This is a genomic window from Kibdelosporangium philippinense, assembly GCF_021390435.2.
Classification (GTDB): domain Bacteria; phylum Actinomycetota; class Actinomycetes; order Mycobacteriales; family Pseudonocardiaceae; genus Kibdelosporangium; species Kibdelosporangium philippinense.
On the sequence record NZ_JAJVCN010000004.1, the window covers coordinates 1,441,645 to 1,458,905 of the forward strand.

The 17,261-nt window shown below is 66.4% G+C and carries 14 protein-coding genes; 11 read left to right on the plus strand and 3 right to left on the minus strand.

Annotated features, from left to right (window positions below; translation table 11 throughout):
• Positions 1-40 precede the first annotated feature (40 nt).
• The gene (locus LWC34_RS49640) at positions 41-919 is read left to right on the plus strand and encodes a LysR family transcriptional regulator (protein WP_233733064.1); all 879 of its coding nucleotides are present in this window, start codon (positions 41-43) and stop codon (positions 917-919) included.
• Here LWC34_RS49640 and LWC34_RS49645 read toward each other — a convergent pair.
• Positions 891-1,049: a hypothetical protein gene (locus LWC34_RS49645; RefSeq protein ID WP_233733065.1), complete on the minus strand. Its 159-nt coding sequence runs from the start codon at positions 1,047-1,049 to the stop codon at positions 891-893. The genes LWC34_RS49640 and LWC34_RS49645 overlap by 29 nt on opposite strands.
• A 267-nt stretch (positions 1,050-1,316) precedes the next feature.
• Between LWC34_RS49645 and LWC34_RS49650 the strand changes: the two genes are divergently transcribed.
• A complete protein-coding gene (locus LWC34_RS49650; protein ID WP_233733066.1) occupies positions 1,317-2,108 on the plus strand; it encodes a class I SAM-dependent methyltransferase in 792 nt (263 codons plus the stop codon).
• A 66-nt stretch (positions 2,109-2,174) separates the two neighbouring features.
• A complete protein-coding gene (locus LWC34_RS49655; RefSeq protein WP_233733068.1) occupies positions 2,175-5,264 on the plus strand; it encodes an ATP-binding protein in 3,090 nt (1,029 codons plus the stop codon).
• A gap of 24 nt (positions 5,265-5,288) precedes the next feature.
• On the opposite strand, the gene LWC34_RS49660 is transcribed toward LWC34_RS49655, so the two are convergent.
• Positions 5,289-6,314, minus strand: coding sequence for an alpha/beta hydrolase (locus LWC34_RS49660; protein WP_233733070.1), 1,026 nt, complete (start codon positions 6,312-6,314; stop codon positions 5,289-5,291).
• 161 nt (positions 6,315-6,475) lie between these two features.
• Between LWC34_RS49660 and LWC34_RS49665 the strand changes: the two genes are divergently transcribed.
• From LWC34_RS49665 to LWC34_RS49700, 8 genes are all read left to right on the plus strand, one after another.
• On the plus strand, positions 6,476-7,834 hold the full coding sequence (locus LWC34_RS49665) for a sigma 54-interacting transcriptional regulator (RefSeq protein ID WP_233733071.1): 1,359 nt from the start codon (positions 6,476-6,478) through the stop codon (positions 7,832-7,834).
• Complete coding sequence (locus LWC34_RS49670) at positions 7,815-9,002, plus strand: RNA polymerase factor sigma-54 (protein WP_233733072.1); 1,188 nt, start codon at positions 7,815-7,817, stop codon at positions 9,000-9,002. The genes LWC34_RS49665 and LWC34_RS49670 overlap by 20 nt, the downstream gene beginning before the upstream one ends.
• 126 nt (positions 9,003-9,128) lie before the next feature.
• Positions 9,129-9,917: a hypothetical protein gene (locus tag LWC34_RS49675; protein WP_233733073.1), complete on the plus strand. Its 789-nt coding sequence runs from the start codon at positions 9,129-9,131 to the stop codon at positions 9,915-9,917.
• 26 nt (positions 9,918-9,943) lie between these two features.
• Complete coding sequence (locus tag LWC34_RS49680; protein ID WP_233733074.1) at positions 9,944-10,744, plus strand: hypothetical protein; 801 nt, start codon at positions 9,944-9,946, stop codon at positions 10,742-10,744.
• A 4-nt stretch (positions 10,745-10,748) separates the two neighbouring features.
• On the plus strand, positions 10,749-12,044 hold the full coding sequence (locus LWC34_RS49685; RefSeq protein WP_233733075.1) for a hypothetical protein: 1,296 nt from the start codon (positions 10,749-10,751) through the stop codon (positions 12,042-12,044).
• A 1-nt stretch (position 12,045) separates the two neighbouring features.
• Positions 12,046-13,809 (plus strand): hypothetical protein, encoded by a 1,764-nt coding sequence (locus LWC34_RS49690; RefSeq protein WP_233733076.1) that lies wholly within the window; start codon positions 12,046-12,048, stop codon positions 13,807-13,809.
• Positions 13,806-14,819 carry an aminotransferase class I/II-fold pyridoxal phosphate-dependent enzyme gene (locus tag LWC34_RS49695; protein ID WP_233733085.1) on the plus strand — a complete coding sequence of 338 codons (1,014 nt, stop codon included), beginning with the start codon at positions 13,806-13,808 and terminating at the stop codon, positions 14,817-14,819. Before LWC34_RS49690 ends, LWC34_RS49695 begins: the two co-directional genes overlap by 4 nt.
• Positions 14,819-15,946, plus strand: a complete 1,128-nt coding sequence (locus LWC34_RS49700) for a M20/M25/M40 family metallo-hydrolase (RefSeq protein ID WP_233733086.1) — start codon at positions 14,819-14,821, stop codon at positions 15,944-15,946. The genes LWC34_RS49695 and LWC34_RS49700 overlap by 1 nt, the downstream gene beginning before the upstream one ends.
• On the opposite strand, the gene LWC34_RS49705 is transcribed toward LWC34_RS49700, so the two are convergent.
• The gene (locus tag LWC34_RS49705) at positions 15,918-17,219 is read right to left on the minus strand and encodes an MFS transporter (protein ID WP_233733087.1); all 1,302 of its coding nucleotides are present in this window, start codon (positions 17,217-17,219) and stop codon (positions 15,918-15,920) included. The two genes, LWC34_RS49700 and LWC34_RS49705, sit on opposite strands and share 29 nt — an antisense overlap.
• Positions 17,220-17,261: the final 42 nt, after the last annotated feature.

Below are 17,261 nucleotides of genomic sequence, written 5' to 3' on the forward strand. Positions count from 1 at the left end.
CATAGTAGACACTCCGCTGGTCGGGTACCATCGCCCGACCATGGAGTTGAGGCAGCTGGAACACTTCCTCGCGGTGGCCCGGGACGGCAGCTTCACCGGCGCGGCGCAGCGGGCGCACATCGTGCAGTCGGCGTTGAGCGCATCGATCCGCAAGCTCGAAGCCGAACTGGGCGCTCAGCTGTTCGAGCGAACCACCCGCAGGGTGATCCTGACCGAGGCTGGCCGGGCGCTGCTGCCAGTCGCGCAGCGCCTCGTGGCCGACGTCGACGTGGCGCGCAGCGAAGTGTCCGCGGTCGTCGGGCTGTCGAGAGGCCGGGTCTCGGTCGGCACGATCCAGACCTTGACGGTCGTCGATCTACCGCAGGAGCTGGGCGTATTCCGGTCCCGGTACCCAGCGATCCAGGTTCACGTCCGTGACGGCAGGGTGGCTGATCTCATCGCCGCGATCACCACCGGCGAGCTGGACCTGGCGTACCTGGCCGCCGACGGGCCGCTGCCGGACGACCTGGCCTGTTTCGCCCAATGGGACCAGCGCCTTGTCCTGGTCACCTATCCAGGGCACCGGCTGGCCGACAGCCGCCGGATCCAGCTGGCGGAGATCGACAACGAACCGTTCGTGGACTACACCGGCAGCGTCATGCAGGAGATGGTCCGCCGCAGGTTCGCCGACGCCGGAATCCGGCACAACCCGGTGTGCGCGGCGACGCACGTGCCCCTGCTGGTCGACCTGGTCGCGGCCGGTCTTGGGGTCACGATCGTCCCGCAATCGGTCGCTGAACGCGCTGGACTGCCGTTCGCCGAGATCGACCACGCCTTCACCAGAACGATCTACTTGGCGGGACGGCAGCCGCAACCGGCGAACCCAGCGGCGCGGGCGCTGCTGGCGCACCTCATCGCGCAGGGCCGCCAACAGGGGTGAACAGCAGGCCGAAACCGGCGAGAGTGAGCGTCATCGCCAGCATCGGCTCGCCCAAGATCCCGAACAAGAACGCGAGCACCAACGCGCGGGCCGCGAGTTTCCGGAGAATCCGGGCAGCGTCAGAACTCATTGCTTGAGTATCCGCCTGGTAGACCCCCTGTTGTCCAACATTTCTCAGAGCTGCGACTCAGCTATGGGATCGCTGAATGCCCTACACAGGTCGTAGTGCCGTGAAGGTCACCTTGGCGGCGTTCAACGCACCCAACTCGGCCCTCGCGAACAGGTTGGACCGGACCACGCTTGGACACCGCGTGAGACAGCCGCCGACCCGGCAACCCGATGGGCGAGCCAAGCCGTCGGAAAGGGCAGCCGTCCGGATCCCACTATCCTGCGGATCATGGAAAGCATCTTGTCGGGTGTGTTGAAGAACCAGATCCTGGCCGTGCCCGCGATTCGACGGCGCCGCATGGCACAAGCGGATCCGTACGAGCCCGGCAAGAACGCGACAACCTATGTCCAAGACGTGTTCGACAACTCCTCCGAGCGGGTGCGGGCGAGGCGGGAGCTTTCCGGCGCAGTGATGGAGATCGGCCCCGGCGGAAACCTCGGCGCGCTGCTGATGTACCTCGTGGCCGGGTGTGACGAAGGCGTGGCGCTCGATGTCGTGCCGCTGGTCACAGATCAACAGAAGCTCTATGAGGACATCACACCCGATGCGGCCACGCTGCTGAAAAAGATCGAATACCGTACGGGCGAGCCGATCGAGCGAACATCCTTGCCAGACAACAGTTTCGACATCATCTTCTCGGCCGCGTGCCTCGAACATGTCGCAGATCCGGTGAAAGCGCTGCGCTCAATGCACGATCTGCTCAAGCCGGGTGGCGTGACCACGCACAGCATCGATCTGCGCGATCACCGTGATTTTGAGAACCCGCTTGCCTTTCTTCATCATTCCGAGGCTGTGTGGAACGCGGCGACGTCACGGCGGCTGGTCACCAACAGGTGGCGTGCGTCCGATTGGCTGCGCGGGTTCCAGGCCGCGGGCTTCAAGGACGTCACTGTCGAGGTGCACGAGCAGATTCCGGTCACCCCGGCGATGCGGGACAGTTTTCATCGCAGTTTCCGCACCAAGGATCTGACCGATCTCGGCACGCTGATCATCAATGTCACCGCGACAAAACAAGCGTGATGCAGGAAGTTGACGCGACCCCGATCCGGGTGCGTGACCAGGACTGATCCACGGCAGAATGGCCGGGTGCGGATAGGGCTGCTTGGACCATTCGAAGTGCATACGGGCGAGAACGTTCTCGCGGACGTGCCAGGCGCCCGGGTGCGCGCGCTGCTGATCGCCCTCGCACTCGAACCAGGCCGCGTGGTCCAGAAAGCGACCCTGATCGACTGGATCTGGGGCGAGAATCCGCCTGCGGACGCGGCGAATGCCTTGCAACGATTGGCTTCCCGGCTGCGTCGAGTGTTGCCTGACGGCGTGCTCGAAGGGCAGACAGGCGGCTACCGGTTGATTGTCGAACCGGACTCCGTTGACGCCGTACGGTTCGAGCGCCTTGTCGGTGCGGCGCGGGGTGACGCGGATTTGCGTCAAGCGACGCTCCTGCGTGAGGCTCTTGGCTTGTGGCGTGGTGCGGCGATGCAGGACGTGGGCCTGCAGGACAGTGACGCGTTCGACGCGGCGGTCGTACGGCTTGAGGCGCTGCGCCTCGCCGCGCTTGAGGACCGTTTCGAAGCCGAGATACGCCTCGGCCGTGGCGCGGAGATGGTCGCGGAGTTGACGGACTTGGTGGCCGCGCATCCGGTGCGTGAGCGACTCGTCGCCGCTTTGATGCGCGCCCTCGGCGCGGCTGGCCGCAGCTCCGAGGCGTTGCAGGTTTACCAACGTGCGCGCGAGGCGCTCGCTGACGAACTGGGCGCTGACCCGTCACCCGAGCTGTCCGCGTTGCATGTCGCGCTGCTACGCGGTGAGGTGGGCCGCAAGGAGGAGAGCCGCAACAACAACCTGCGTGCCGAGCTGACCAGCTACATCGGCAAAGACGCCGATGTCGCCGCGGTCCGCAAACTCGTCACCGAACATCGGCTCACCACCTTGATCGGGCCGGGCGGCACAGGCAAGACCCGGCTTGCTTCGGAGACCGTGCGCACGCTGCTCGGCGGCCTGCCGGACGGGGCGTGGATGGTCGAGCTCGCCGCCATCAGCGCGGACGGTGACGTGGCGCAGGCGACGCTCGCCGCGCTCGGCCAGCGTGACGGGCTGCTTGGCGGGCCGCCGGACGCTGAGCCGACCGACCGGGTCATCGCCGCGATCCGGGACCGGCAGGTCCTGCTGATCCTGGACAACTGCGAGCACGTGATCGAGTCGGCGGCGGCGTTCGCCCATCGAGTGCTCGGCGAATGCCAGCGGGTACGGATTCTCGCGACGAGCAGGGAACCCCTCGGCATTACCGGTGAGGCGCTGTGGCAGGTCGCGCCCCTGGACCTGCAGCCAGCCGTCCAACTGCTGCGCGACCGGGCCAGCGCGGTGCGCAAGGACATGGTGATGGACGCCGACACGATGGCGCGTGTCTGCCGTGCGCTGGACGGAATGCCGTTGGCGATCGAACTGGCCGCGGCCCGGTTGCGCACAATGTCGCTCGAGCAGCTCGCCAACCGCCTCGACGACGTGTTCCGCCTGTTGACCGGCGGCAGCCGGACGGCGTTGCCACGTCACCGGACGCTGCGTGCGGTGATCGACTGGAGCTGGGAACCGCTCAGCGAGGCCGAACGAATGGTCCTGCGCAGACTTTCGGTGTTTTCCGGCGGCGCAAGTCTCGAAGCGGCCGAATGGGTCTGCAAAGGCGACTCGGACGAAGTACTCGATCTGCTGACGGCGTTGACCGAGAAATCGCTTCTCGTGGTCACCGAAGGCGATATCGCCCCGCGCTACCGGATGCTCGGCACGATCAAGGAATACTCCGCCCAGCGGCTGGCCGAGGCGGGTGAATCGGAATTCGCGCGGCTCGCGCATCTTTCGTATTTCACCGACCTTGTCGAAACCGCGGTGCCGCATCTCTATCGAGCCGAGCAACTGGACTGGCTGCCGGTTCTCGAGGCCGAACACGACAACATCACCGCCGCGATGCGTGCCGCCCTCGCGGCCGGTGACGCGCAGGGCGCGATGCGGCTCGCGGCATCGGCATCCTGGTACTGGTGGCTCAGCGGCCACAAGACCATCGGCAGCGAACTCACCGTCGCGGCCATTGCCGTGCCCGGCGAGGTGACGGACGAGGTCCGGGCCCTGGTGTACCTGTTCGTCGTGCAGTTCGCGGTGTCCGGACGCAGCGGCCAGTACGACGTGGCGGAGTGGATCCGTGAGGCGCATAGAAGCGCCCAGCGTGCCAACAGCTCGCATCCGATGCTGAGGCTGGCTGCCCCGCTGGAGCGCCTGTTGCACGGACCGGACGCGTACCTGTCCGCGTTCGAATCGTTGATGTCCGACGATGAACCGTACGTACGCGCTATTGCCCGCCTCCAGCTCGGCAAGCAACGGATCTTGCTCGGTGATGGCGGGCGTGAGGCGGATGCCTACCTGGAGGCGGCTCTGGCCGAGTTCCGCGAGCTCGGCGAACGCTGGGGGATTTCGTTCGCCCTTCTCGAGCTGGTGGAACGGGTTACGGTGCGGGGCGAGTTGGCGGCCGCGTTGGACTATCTTGATCAAGCAATCACGGTCACCACCGAGGTCGGAGCGCTTGAGGACACCGTGCGGATGCGCGCACAGCAAGCCCGCCTGCACTGGCTGATGGGGGACAAGGAGGCGAGCGCGGCCGCTATGGCGCAGGCCGAGCGGGCGGCTGGTCGAGTCGCTTGGCCTAACGCGCACTCGGAGCTGGCGTTGGTGAAGGCCGAGCTCGCGCGTTGGAGCGGCGACTTCGCGGAAGCCCACCGTCAGCTCGATGTCGCGATAGCAGCCCTGGGCCGCAACGTCGAGCACGCGCACTACCGCGCGGGGATACAGGACCTGCTCGGCTACCTGGCCGAGGATCTGGACAAGGCCCGCGAACACCGTGCCGCGGCTTTTCAGGCTGCGAGCGCTGAGGGCAACGCGGTCCTGACTGCCGCGCTGTTGGTCGGGATCGCCGACCTTGCGCTGCGGCAGGACCAGTACGAGCAGGCCGCACGGTTGCTTTCGGCGAGCATCAGTGTGCGGGGCCTGCCGGACCTTTCGCAGCCAGATGCAGCCAGGATCGAACATGCCGTCCGGCTGCACCTTGGCGATGCGAGGTACGAGGAGCTGACCAAGGCCGAGGCCGACTGGCACGACCTTGTGCGGGACATCCTCGCTGGTGAGGCCTCGTGAGTGGTTATGCGTGTTCTAACCCTACTAACCACTCACGAGGCGGTTGGCGAGCCAGGTCAGGGACAGGGGGTAGCGGTAGTCGATCGCGCTGTGGCCCGCGTTGAAGAGTTCGAAATGGATCTTGGCTTCGGGTATGCCGAGCTTGCCTAGTTCGGCGTGGAATGCCTGCGCCCCAAGGTCAAGGAACCATTCGTCACGGGTTCCCGCGTCGATCCACACGGCACGCCACGACCGGACGGCGTCGGCATACCTGCTGACCATGCGCACCGGGTCCCAGTCCAGCCATCGCTGCCATACCGAAGGCACGATTCCGCCGGTCACCGGGTCGAAGGGGAGCTCGGGTGTGCCGTCGTCACGTGCTGAGAAGCAGGCTGCCACGCAGAGCAGTTCCACCAGTGCTTCGTCACCGGGCTTGGTGAACGCGGGCCGCGTTTGGAAGTCTGCCCACCAGCGCATGATGTCGTGGTCCCAGTCGCGCAGCGCACGTGCCGCCACGCCGAAACCGCGCAGGTAGGACAGCTCGTATTGGCTGTCTCCCGAGTGGGTCGCCAGTGCTCCGAACAGGTCTGGGCGCAGCATCGGGGTGATCATCGCGCCGAATCCGCCGGAGGACTTCCCGGTGATCGCGCGGGAATCCCGGTGCGGGATGGTCCGGTAGTTCGCGTCCACCCACGGCACGATCTCGTCGCACAGGTACGAGTGGTACTGGCCGGTGCCGGGGGAGTTCACGAACTGGGAGCCGCCATAGGTTGTCCACGCGTCGACATAGACCAGCACGCAGCCGGGAGTGCCCGCGGCGAACACCGCGTCCGCTGTTTCCACGAATGGCTGGCGGAAAGGCATACGGTTGGCCCACATCGAGACGTGGCCGCTGTAGCCCTGGATCACGTACACCGTGGGATACCTTGCGGCCGACGAGGAGTAGCCCGGCGGCACGTACACCCACAGCGGTCGCTCGTGTGGGTCGCCGAGGGGATTGTCCCGCAGCAGCACTGAGTCGATGGTGTGACGGTCGAGCCGACCCGCGAGTTCGGCTTCCCAAGGCAGCATGATGATCAGTCAAGCATGCCGGGTCGCCGCAATGGAAATAACCCGTTCAGGTCAACCAGGTGGCTGCTGCGCCAATTGGTCCTTTGTGCTCGATAGCCCTTTTGTGCAGAACTGCTAACGACATCGGAGTGCCGCCGAATAGTGAGGCAGGGGGTGGTGGCATGGACGATGACGGAATGCGGGCATGGCTTCTCGCGCCTGATGATCCGGTACGTTCGAAAGTGGCGATCGATGTTCTTGCCTCGCGCGGGCTCGATGTTGTTTCCACGGCGCGCAGTGATCTTCCCGGGGTGCTGATCACGCGTGCCGAACAGTGCGAACCCGGCATAGTTTCCGAGTTGTCGCACAACGGGCGTTGTCGAGTTGTGGTGGTTGTCGTCGGTGATCCGGTGGCGGATCCGTGGGAGTTGCTCGGCGCGGGCGCTTCCGATGTCCTGCAGTGGAGCAGCAACGGTGTCGAGACGATGCACACGGTCGCCGCGCGGATTCACCGCTGGTTTCAGGTCGATCGGCTGGCCAGGGCGGATCCGGTCACCAGCCGGATGATCGGGCAGAGTCCGGCGTGGATGTCCGCCCTACGGTGGCTTGTCGAAGTCGCCAGGTACTCCGACGCGTCCGTGCTCGTCACAGGGGAAAGCGGGACGGGCAAGGAACTCGCCGCCCGATTGGTCCACGCGCTGGACCCGCAGCGGCGCAAGGGAAAATTCGTTGTCGTCGACTGCACGACGATCATGGCTTCGTTGTCGGGACCGGAGTTGTTCGGGCACGAGCGCGGGGCGTTCACCGGCGCGCACATCGCGAGGCGTGGGGCATTCGCTGAGGCGGATGGCGGTGTTCTGTTCCTCGACGAAATAGGTGAACTGCCCCCGTCGCTGCAACCGGAGTTGCTGCGAGTGTTGCAAGAGCGCACGTTCAAGGCGATCGGATCGCAGAAGTGGGAACGTACGGACTTTCGTTTGGTCTGCGCCACGAACCAGGACCTCGGCGCGCTGGAGCAGGCCGGGCGGTTCCGGCGCGACCTGCTCTTCCGGCTGTCCGCGGCAACCGTGCGCCTGCCGTCATTGCGCGAACGGGTAGACGACATTCCCTTGCTCGCCAAGCACTTCCTCGGCCAATTGGTCACCGATCCCACACCTGCCCTTGACCCAGCGGTCGAGCGGTTGCTGCTGTCGCGGGCATACCCGGGAAACGTCAGGGAACTGCGCCAGCTCATCACCCAGATCGCGATCAGGCACGTAGGCGGCCCGCTGATCACCGCGGGCATGTTGCCCGACGAGGAACGAACCACTGAGTTGTGCCCCTTGGCCCGCCCAGACGGGCTGGCGGAATCCGTTCGGCAGGCCCTGGAAGCCGGACTTGACTTGCGCACGCTGAAATCCACGGTCGCCGAACTCGCCGTCACGAGTGCGTTGACCGCGAGTGGTGGCAACGTGATCCAAGCAGCCAGACGACTTGGCGTGACCGCTCGGGCATTGCAGTTGCGCCGCGCCGAACGAACCCGTGACGACACTCGAACTTGAAACACGCGCGCAGGTCAGCATCGAGACAATGGTGTCGGCGACCCTGCTCGCGATGCCCTCGGCGGACCTCAGTCTCAACATCCTCGCTGAAGCACAACGCAATCCGGCGCTGCGAGTCCGGCAACGCCCGATCTGCCGCCGGTGCTTCCGAGCTCTCGTCGGCGGGACGTGCCAGCGATGCGGCGGTGTTTCGGCACGTCCACTGACCGTTGACCCTGCTGCTTCGGTCTCAGCATGGGAACAATTACGCGGCGACGCCTTGGCTGCGGCTCCACGAAGCATGGCTGGCGTAGTGGTAACCGTGCTGGCGGCGTTGGACGAGCGCGGACTCCTGCCCACGGAAACCAGGGATACGTTGCTGGCCCAAGGAATGGAGCCAACCGGACTCGCCAACGCGATAAGAGCCCTGAGAGAGGTAGGGCCGCCAGGGATAGCGGCGAGAGACCCAGCGGAAAGCCTGCTCGTGCAACTGGACTCCGCGCCCCTGACCGCCACTGAACGCGAGCTGGCCCGGCGCCTGCTGACCGTCCACTCCGAACTCATCACCAACGGCGACCTCGCCGGAGCGGCCGAGCGAGAAGGTTGTGAGACAAGCACGATCGAGGCACTGCTGAGACGAATGCGCCGACTGCTGAGACCATTCCCCGGCCTGGGCGAACCCAGCTACCAGCCACCCACCCCGCCCGACCTGATCTTCGAACGCGACGGCGACCGAGTCCGCGCCCGCGTCACCGAGCAGGAAGCCATGGATCTGAGCGTGGATCCAGAGTTCCCCACAGCCAGGGAAGCCGACACGGTAGTCCGCCGCGTGCACCGGCGCTGGTCCATGCTGCAAGGCCTCGGCGATCTGCTCGCCGACCACCACGCGGACCACCTGCTCAACGGTTCACTCGCGTTCCGCCCGCTGACCCAAGCCCAAGCCGCGCACCTGCTGGAGGTGCACGAATCCACCATCAGCCGGGCGGTCGCGCATCGGTGCGTCCAACTGGTGAGTGGAGAAACCGTGCCACTGCGCCGATTGTTCGGTGCCAACCACGACGTACGCGCTGCGGTCGCAGAACTTTCCGCCATGGTGCCGCGCCCGTCCGACCGTGCGATCGCCGAACTGCTTGCCGAGCGCGGAATCGTGGTCAGCCGCCGTGCCGTGAACAAGTACCGGCGAAGCTGACTTCTTCGCCAAGGCGAAGCGTACTTCGCACGCGAACCTGGTTTCCCCACGTCGGCGTCGGATCCACGGGTGGCACAGATCTTGCATCTGTAGCCAGCAGAGCCACGACTCCAGTGGAGGCGACGTATGCACGACATCGATCAGGTCCAGCTCGAGGAGCCGGGACCGCCGCCGTTCGCCGTGCGCAAGCGGCAGGAGTACGAACAGTACGAGGACGAGGACTATCTCGAGTACGAGGACGAGACCGACGAGTACGAGTCGGTCCTCGGCGAGAACGAGGAAGTCGAACTGGCCGCACAGTTCCTCGAGGTGTCCGGCGAGCAGGAGCTCGAGCACTTCCTCGGCGATCTGTTGCAGTCCGTGACCGGCGCGGCGTCCGACTTCGCCCGCAGCCGCGAAGGGCGGCAGATCGGCGGCATCCTCAAGAAAGCGGCCGGACGGATCCTGCCGGTGGTCGGCCAGGCGGCTGGCAAGGCAGCGGGCGCCGGACTGGCCAAGGTGACCGGTGGAAACCGGAGCCGCTACCGCAAAGCGGGCGGGCAGCTCGGCGCGGCGGCTGGCCGGGCGGCCAAACGCTACTTCGGGCTTGAGCTGGAAGGCATCAGTGCCGAGGACCGCGAGTTCGAGATGGCCCGCCAGTTCGTCCGGTTCGGCGCCAAGGCGATCCGCAACTGCCTCGACAAGATGGGCACCGGACCGGCACCCCAGGTGGCCAGGCAGGCGGCGACGTCAGCGGCCGAGCAGTTCGCTCCCGGCTTGCTGAACGAGGAAATCCTGGAATCCGCGCGGAACGCGCGTTCCTCACCCGCTTCGGCGAAACGGGTCCGTAGCAACAACGGCACCAGCGGCTGCGTGTGCGGCGGCAAGACCAGTGGCCGCTGGGAAGTCCGCGGCAACACCATCGTCCTTCTGTAGAAAACCCCCATGTGAAAGGAAATCCCGTGACCACAACGATGACAGAGTTCGAGGACTACCTGGAATTCGAAGACGAGTCCTACGAGCAGAACGGCGAGTACGAGTTCGAGGAGGAGAGCGAGGACTACGTCGGCGGCCTGCTGAACTCGGCGCTCGGCGCGGGCGAGGTCGGCGGCGTGCTGTCCGAGCAGGAGGAGATGGACCTGGCCCAGCGGCTGCTCGAGGTCACGAGCGAGCAGGAGCTGGAAGAGTTCATCGGCAACGTGTTCAAGAAAGCTGTCCGTGGCGTGAAGAGCTTCGCCAGGTCCAACGTCGGCCGGACGCTTGGCCGGGCGTTGAAGGGCGTCGCGCGCAAGGCACTGCCGGTGGTCGGCGGGGCGATCGGGTCGTGGGTCGCGCCGGGCGTCGGCACCGCGATCGGCACCAAGCTCGGCTCGATGGCGAGCAAATTGTTCGAGTTCGAGAACGAGGCCGCCGCGCAGGAGTTCGAGTTCGAGATGGCTCGCCGGGTGGTCCGGATCGGTGCGGCCGCGGCTCGCAACGCCGCGGCATCCCGAGGCGGCGACCCGCGTCAGGCCGCGCAGCGCGCGCTGCTTTCCGCGACCCGTCAGCACGCTCCGGCCGCCATGCCGCGCAGGCGCAGCCGTGGCCGTCGTCCGTACGGCGGACGCAGGGGCATGCGTCCGCGCTTCGGCTACGGCGTCCCTTACCACTACCCCGTCGAGGTGCACACCAATGGCGCGGAGCCGGACGACGATGACGACCAAGAGGCTACTTCCGGCAAGTGGGTCCGCCAGGGCCGCACGATCGTCATCCAGGGCGTCTGAGCCGATGACTGGCCAGCCCACCGCAGGCGACTTCCTGGCCGACGAGGCGCGCGCCTTGCTCACGCGCGTTGAGCGGCTCAAACCGTTCATCCTGCAGGAAACCATGCTGCCGGCCGCGGCGCTGCTGCCTCGCACGCTGGTCGCGATCGAGGATCTGCTGCTGTGTGAACGGGCGAAGCTGCACGGGCTCGGCCAGTCGTATCTGCGTTGGCTCGCCGGGCCGGGCCGGTCGGCGCCGGTCACCGAACAGCAACGCAAGTTCACCGTGATCAGGTTGCGGCTCAACGAACATCTGGCACAGCTCGACCTGTTCGCCGACGCGATCACCCAGCGCTCGGAGAGCGAGACCGGGCTGTGGCTGTCCGGATTGGACGTCGCGGCGCACGACGCCCTGCGGCTCAACGACGGGGTCGGCGAGATGGAGGAAGTGCCGGTCATCTGTTACCTGGATCGTGGACCGGGCGCGGCGATCCGCCGCGCCAGGACCCGGTTGCCCGGTGGCGTGGCCAATCCGGTCGCGGTCATCCGGGTGCCGAGGGAACGAATGGTCGGTCACGGAATCGCCTCCTCGCTCGTGCACGAGGTCGGTCACCAAGGGGCCGCGCTGCTCGACCTCGTGCCGTCGCTGCGCGCCGAACTCCAGCGGCGGTCACAATCCGCGGAGGACGCGTGGCACTGCTGGGCCGCGTGGATCTCCGAGATCATCGCGGACTTCTGGTCGGTGGCCAAGCTGGGCATCGGTTCGACACTTGGGTTGATCGGCGTCGTCAGCCTGCCGAGGCCGTTCGTCTTCCGGTTCACATTGGACGATCCGCATCCGTTCCCGTGGATCAGAGTGCTCGTCTCGGCCGCGATCGGCGACCGGCTGTATCCAGATCCACAATGGACGCAGGTGGCCCGGCTGTGGCAGCAGATGTATCCGCCGTCAACGGCGCCGGACCGAGTGGCCGAGGTGATCGAGATGCTCGAACCGACTTTGGCGCAGCTCGCCGACCTGATCGCGACGCACGTGCCAGCGCGGCTGAACGGCCCGACCCTGCAGGACGCCCTGGCCCATGAGAGCAGGAACCCGGACGCGTTGCGGGAGTTGTTCACCGAGAGCACCCGGCAGTCGGCCGCACGTGTCCGCCCGGTGCACCGGTTCGCCATGCTCGGCCAGGCCAGGTGGGACCGCCGGTTGGCCGCCGGGCAGGAGAGCCGGGTCACCGACCGGATGCTGACCGGCTTGGCCGCGAAATCGACCATGCAGATGGCCATGTCCACCGCGCGTATTCCTAGCGCTATCAGTGAAAGGCAGTGAGATGCCTCCTGCACCACGTAAACCAACACAGAAGTCGGACGGCGCCAAAGCCGACACGGCTGAGACCACTGAGGAACAGATCGAGAAGGCTTTGGTCACCACCGACAACCCAGCCGTGCAGTCCTTTCCCGGGCAGAAGACCCGGCCGGACGGCGAGCTGATCGGTCCGGGGCTCAACGAGGACCTCGACGGCGTCACCAGGACGTTGCCACCCGAGGCACCGCCGTCGGACACCGCGACGACTGTCCGGCTGGCAAGGCCGGAGTCAGGGCCGACCCCTGACCAGAACCTGTGGACGCTGATCCGCAACCGCACCAACGCGATTTCCTTCAACAACTACAACCGTTACATCGACGAAGTGCTGTGCCAGAACCCGGAGGCGACCGACTCGCTGTCGCGCAACATCCGGCGGCAGGTCGGCGATCTGTCGTTTCTCGGGCTCGACGGCTTCGAAGTGCTGCGCGCGGCGACGCAGTTCTTCCTGATGCACGAGGTCGGCCTGATCGTCGAGGACAAGTACAACGGCCTGACGCCCGAGTACCTGCAGAAGCGCTACGACCACGTGATGGCGTCCGAAGGGGACACCAGCGAGACGCGGCGGCGCAACCGCAGGCCACTGCCCGCGAACTGGCTCACCGAGATGCGGGACACCTACCTGCAGCGGCTCGGCGCCGGCGTCGAGCCGAAGGTGCTGCCGTACCTGAAGCTGATCATGGATCGCCTGCGTGACCTGCCGCTCAAGCAGCCGGGCGAGTTCGGGGTGACCGACCCGGTGGACACTTCGGATGCCTGCTACGGCGTGCTGCCGTCCCGGCTGGTCGGTCCGCTCGGGCTCGAGCTGATTTGGTCGTACTGGATGGAGGAGGGGATGCTCGTCCAGGCGCACAACGCGGTGACCAACCGGTTCCAGAACCAGCGCGCGGTGCGCAACGGGCACGATCCCCTTGCCAGGATGGAGATCGACCCGCTGCGCAGGCTGAACAACGTGCTGTGGGGCTGGATCCAGAACCGGCCGTTCCTGCTCTCGGTGCGCCGCAGGGCGTTCGAGTACGACCACCACTACGGGATGACCCTGCTTGGCACCGCGGTCGGCGACGTGAAGGGTGTCGACAGCCGTTCGCAGTTCATCTCGGCGTTCCACAACCTGCTGCACCTGTGCACGATCTTCTACCAGCAGGACGACGACCTGACGATGCAGGCCGACGGGTTCCCGCTGCTGAACGCGCTGCGGGAGACGCAACTGGTGGTCACCGCCGGTGCGCACAACCAGTACGGCGACCTGCCGTGGACTGCCAGGGTCGAGATGCTCATGCAGATGTGGATGTTCGCGCGCCCGGAGATGCGGGAGTTCCTCGGCGGTCGCGTGATGGTGCCCTACAAGGAGCCGTGGATGGACCGGGTCGACGCGGTCAAATCCATGATGGGCTGGACCGACGTGAACGTGACCCACTTCCGTGACCTCGGCACCTTCGGCGAGCAGATCGTGCTGTCCATCCGCTACGGCAGCTGGGCGACCGAGATCGAGCCGGAGGCGGCGGTGAACTGGGCGCGGTACTGGCGTCCGGAGATCCAGGGGTACGTGCACGCGTACCGCGCGGCAGCCGGTGCGGACTTGCGTTCCACTGTGGACACGACGATGCCCGGCAGACTGTTGCAGCAGCGCCTTGCCGAGCGGCTCGGGTCGGCGCAGCAGCCGCAGCGTTCGATCGGCCGTGGCGCGCATGTTGCGGAGGTGGCCGGTCGTAGCGTTCACGAACACACGTGAACGGCATCGGTGTCGATTTCACATCGAGCAACTACCTGGATCACCGGCACGGGCACGACCAGCTACGACCGTGGCGACGGCTGACCACCGGCCTGCCACCCGCCCTTGGCGAGTTCCGGCGGGCAACGCGCCTGGCAGCGGAACTCGCCAGGCGCACGGGCCGACCGGCGGGAGTGCTGGAAACATCGACACTGCACGCGTTCGTGGACGGCTGGGCGGCACTCGCCGCCCGGCCGACCGCCGTGTTCATCGACGAGGCCGCGTATCCCATTGGCCGGATCGGGTTACGCGCCAACGGTCTCAAAGGGACAGTGGTCCGTCATTTCGACCCGGGGCATCTGGCATCGGCAGTGCGGCGATTATCTCTCGGTCTGCGGCCAGTGTTGCTTGTGGACGGACTGTGTCCCGGCTGCGGCCGGATCGCTCCACTGCGCGAGCTCGTGGATGTGCTGGCGCCTCGGCGAGGTGTGGTTCTGGTGGACGATACGCAGGCTTTGGGGGTTGGTGTCACGGCATCGCGCCGAGTGCCTTCGTCGGCGCCGGTGGTCACTGTGGCCTCGGCCGCGAAGGGCTACGGGGCACCACTTGCGGTGTTGGCGGGGCCGGAGGCGTTGGTGCGCCAGGTTCGGCGTACGGCCCCCAGTCGGTGGCATGGGAGTGGCCCGTCGGCTGCCGCGCAGTCGGCGTTGGCCAGTGCTCTGGCTTGTGACTCGACCGAACGCAAGAAGGTTTTGGCTGAATTGGTCTCTTTGTTCCGGTCGCGGTTACGGCAGTGTCAGCTGCCGGTTCCCGATGGAGGCCGGTGGCCTATGCAGACCGTTCCGGTGCCTTGGGAGGCCTGTGCCTCCGTCCGGGATTCGCTGTTGCGGAAGGGAATTCGTACCGTGGCTGTCAACCGGCGGTGCCAGGAAGGGGTCGGCATCGCGTTTCTGATCAACGCCGGGCATACGCCCGCGGACATCGAGCGAGCCGTCGACGCGCTCGCCCTTTCCATGCTGCAGGTGGCGTGATGATCGAGGATTTGCAGGCACTGGTGCGGATGCCCACGGTCAGCGACACGCCCGCGGTGCGTCAGGCTGGGGCTTGGCTTAGTCGTCGGCTCGCTTTCCTTGGGGCGCGGTTGATCCCGATGTCTGGACCGGTCGTGGTGGCTGAGCTTAAGGGTGATCCAGCGGCACCTACCGTGCTGATCTACGGCCACTACGACGTTGTCCCCGCCGGGCCGCTGGACCGATGGTCTGTGCCGCCTTTCGGGGCCGTCCGGACCGGTCGGACCCTGTGGGGACGCGGCACCAGCGACGACAAAGGCCCTGTGGTGGCGGGATTGCACGCCGTGGAGAAACTCGGTGCCACGCGGGTGAACCTGAAGTTCATCTACGACGGCGAAGAGGAGATTGGCAGCCCGACGCTTTCCCGATCCTTGGGGCGCATGCGTGCCTGGTTGTCCGATGTGGATGCTGTGGTGGTCTGTGACACCAACGCCACGCCTACCGGACGGCCAACGCTGACTCGCTCGCTGCGTGGCGGCATTTCCCTCGACCTTGTGGCAACTGGGACTGGCAGGGCGCTGCACACTGGCCGTTACGGCGGTGCAGCGCCCGATCCAGCGCACGCCGTGGCGCGAGTGGTCTCTGCACTGGACGAACCTGAGGGCACCTCTATCGTGGTCACGAGCTTGGCCACGAACCCGGCTGATGCGCGTGTCATTCCAGCGACTGCGACGGCCAAACTGGACGTCAGGATGGTCAGTCCACAAGTTCCGGATCGGATCGCGAACGAGCTCGCCGATCACGTGAAAACAGCCTGCCCGCCAGGTATCCGGCTGAGCATCCGTTCGCAGATCCGGTCCGAGCCTTGGCAGCTCCGCGATTTCGGCCATCCGATGCTCCGCGTGGCATGCGCGGCCGTCAAGGCGAACTGGGGCGTCGAGCCCGCGTTCGTCCGAAGTGGAGGATCAATACCGGTCGTGCCGTTGCTGGCCACAGTGGCGCCCAAGGCAGCATTGCTTTTGCTTGGCTTCACCCTGCCAAGCGATGGCGCACACAGCGTGGACGAGCACGTCGACCTCCCGCGAATGTTCTGTGCCGCGGAAACCTTGGCTGACCTGATCAATCGCGTCGGGGGAGAGCGACCGTGATCGTGGCGCCGATCAAGACCGCGCACACGATGGCCACTGCCTGGAAGCTGCCAGTGAACGCCACAAACGTGCCGATCAGGGCGACGCCAAGGCCCGCGCCCGCTTCGAACGACACCGACTCAACGCCCGCGGCGGCCCCGGCCTGCTCGGCGCCGGCACCGGTCATGATCAGATCGGAGGCGATCATCTGCACGGCCCCATGCCCGGCGCCGACCAACGCGAGACCAACGCCCAAAAGCGGCCCGTCGGCCACGACCACATATCCGATCGCGGCGACGACCAGACCAGCGAAAATCCCTGCCCTGCTGCCGATCCGGGAGACGACAAGGCCAGTCAGCGGCGCCGCGATCAGCGCGGCGAGCGGCATCGGCAGCAGCGCGAACGCGGCGTCGCGCGGCGACTTGTCCAACGTCAACTGCAGGTACTGCACGAGTTGCAGTTCAAACCCGACCATCACGAGCACCGGCAAGGTCGAAGCCACCGCGCCTGTGCGAAAACGTGGCCGCCGGAACAGGCTTACGTCGAGCATGGGATGCGGCAGCCGCTGTTGCCGTCGCACAAAGATCACGGCCGCGATCACACCGATCAGCCCGGATCCGACGATTTCGACCGCATGCCCATGCGGCAGCGCGATGATGGCGTACGCGATGCCCAGCGAGCCGACGATGGCCAACGCCGGCGAGGTCGCTTCCCAAGGCTGCTTGGTCTCGGACACTTCGTTCTTGAGCAGGAACCCGACCACTGGCAGCGCGATCGCCACGATCGGGACGTTGACCAGGAAAATGGAACCCCACCAGAAGTGGTTCAGCAACAACCCGCCAGCCACTGGGCCCAGCGCGGACGCTCCGGCGGCCACCGCGCTCCACGCGCCGATAGCGACCGAATGACTACGGCCCGCGTGGAACGTCTGCCGGATGATCGCCAGCGTCGCCGGGATGATCATGGCGGCCCCGATGGCCACCGCGACCCGCCCGGCGATCAGTTCGGCGGGTGTCCTGGCGAAGGCGGACAGCCCGGACGCGACCCCGAACACCCATAGCCCGATGACAAGTAAGCGTTTGTGGCCGATCCGGTCACCAAGCGGCCCGGTGACGAGCACGAGGCCGATCATGGTGAGCGAGTACACATCGACGATCCACAGGATCTCGCCGGCGGTCAGCCGCATTTCAGCGGTGAGCGCGGGGACCGCGATGTTCAGGATGGTCACGTCGACCGCGGCTGGCAGGAAACACCAGAGGACGGTGACCAGCACCGTCCACCGATAGATCGTCACGAGCGGTCATAGTGCACTGGCAACCGAGGCGAAGCGGCCTGT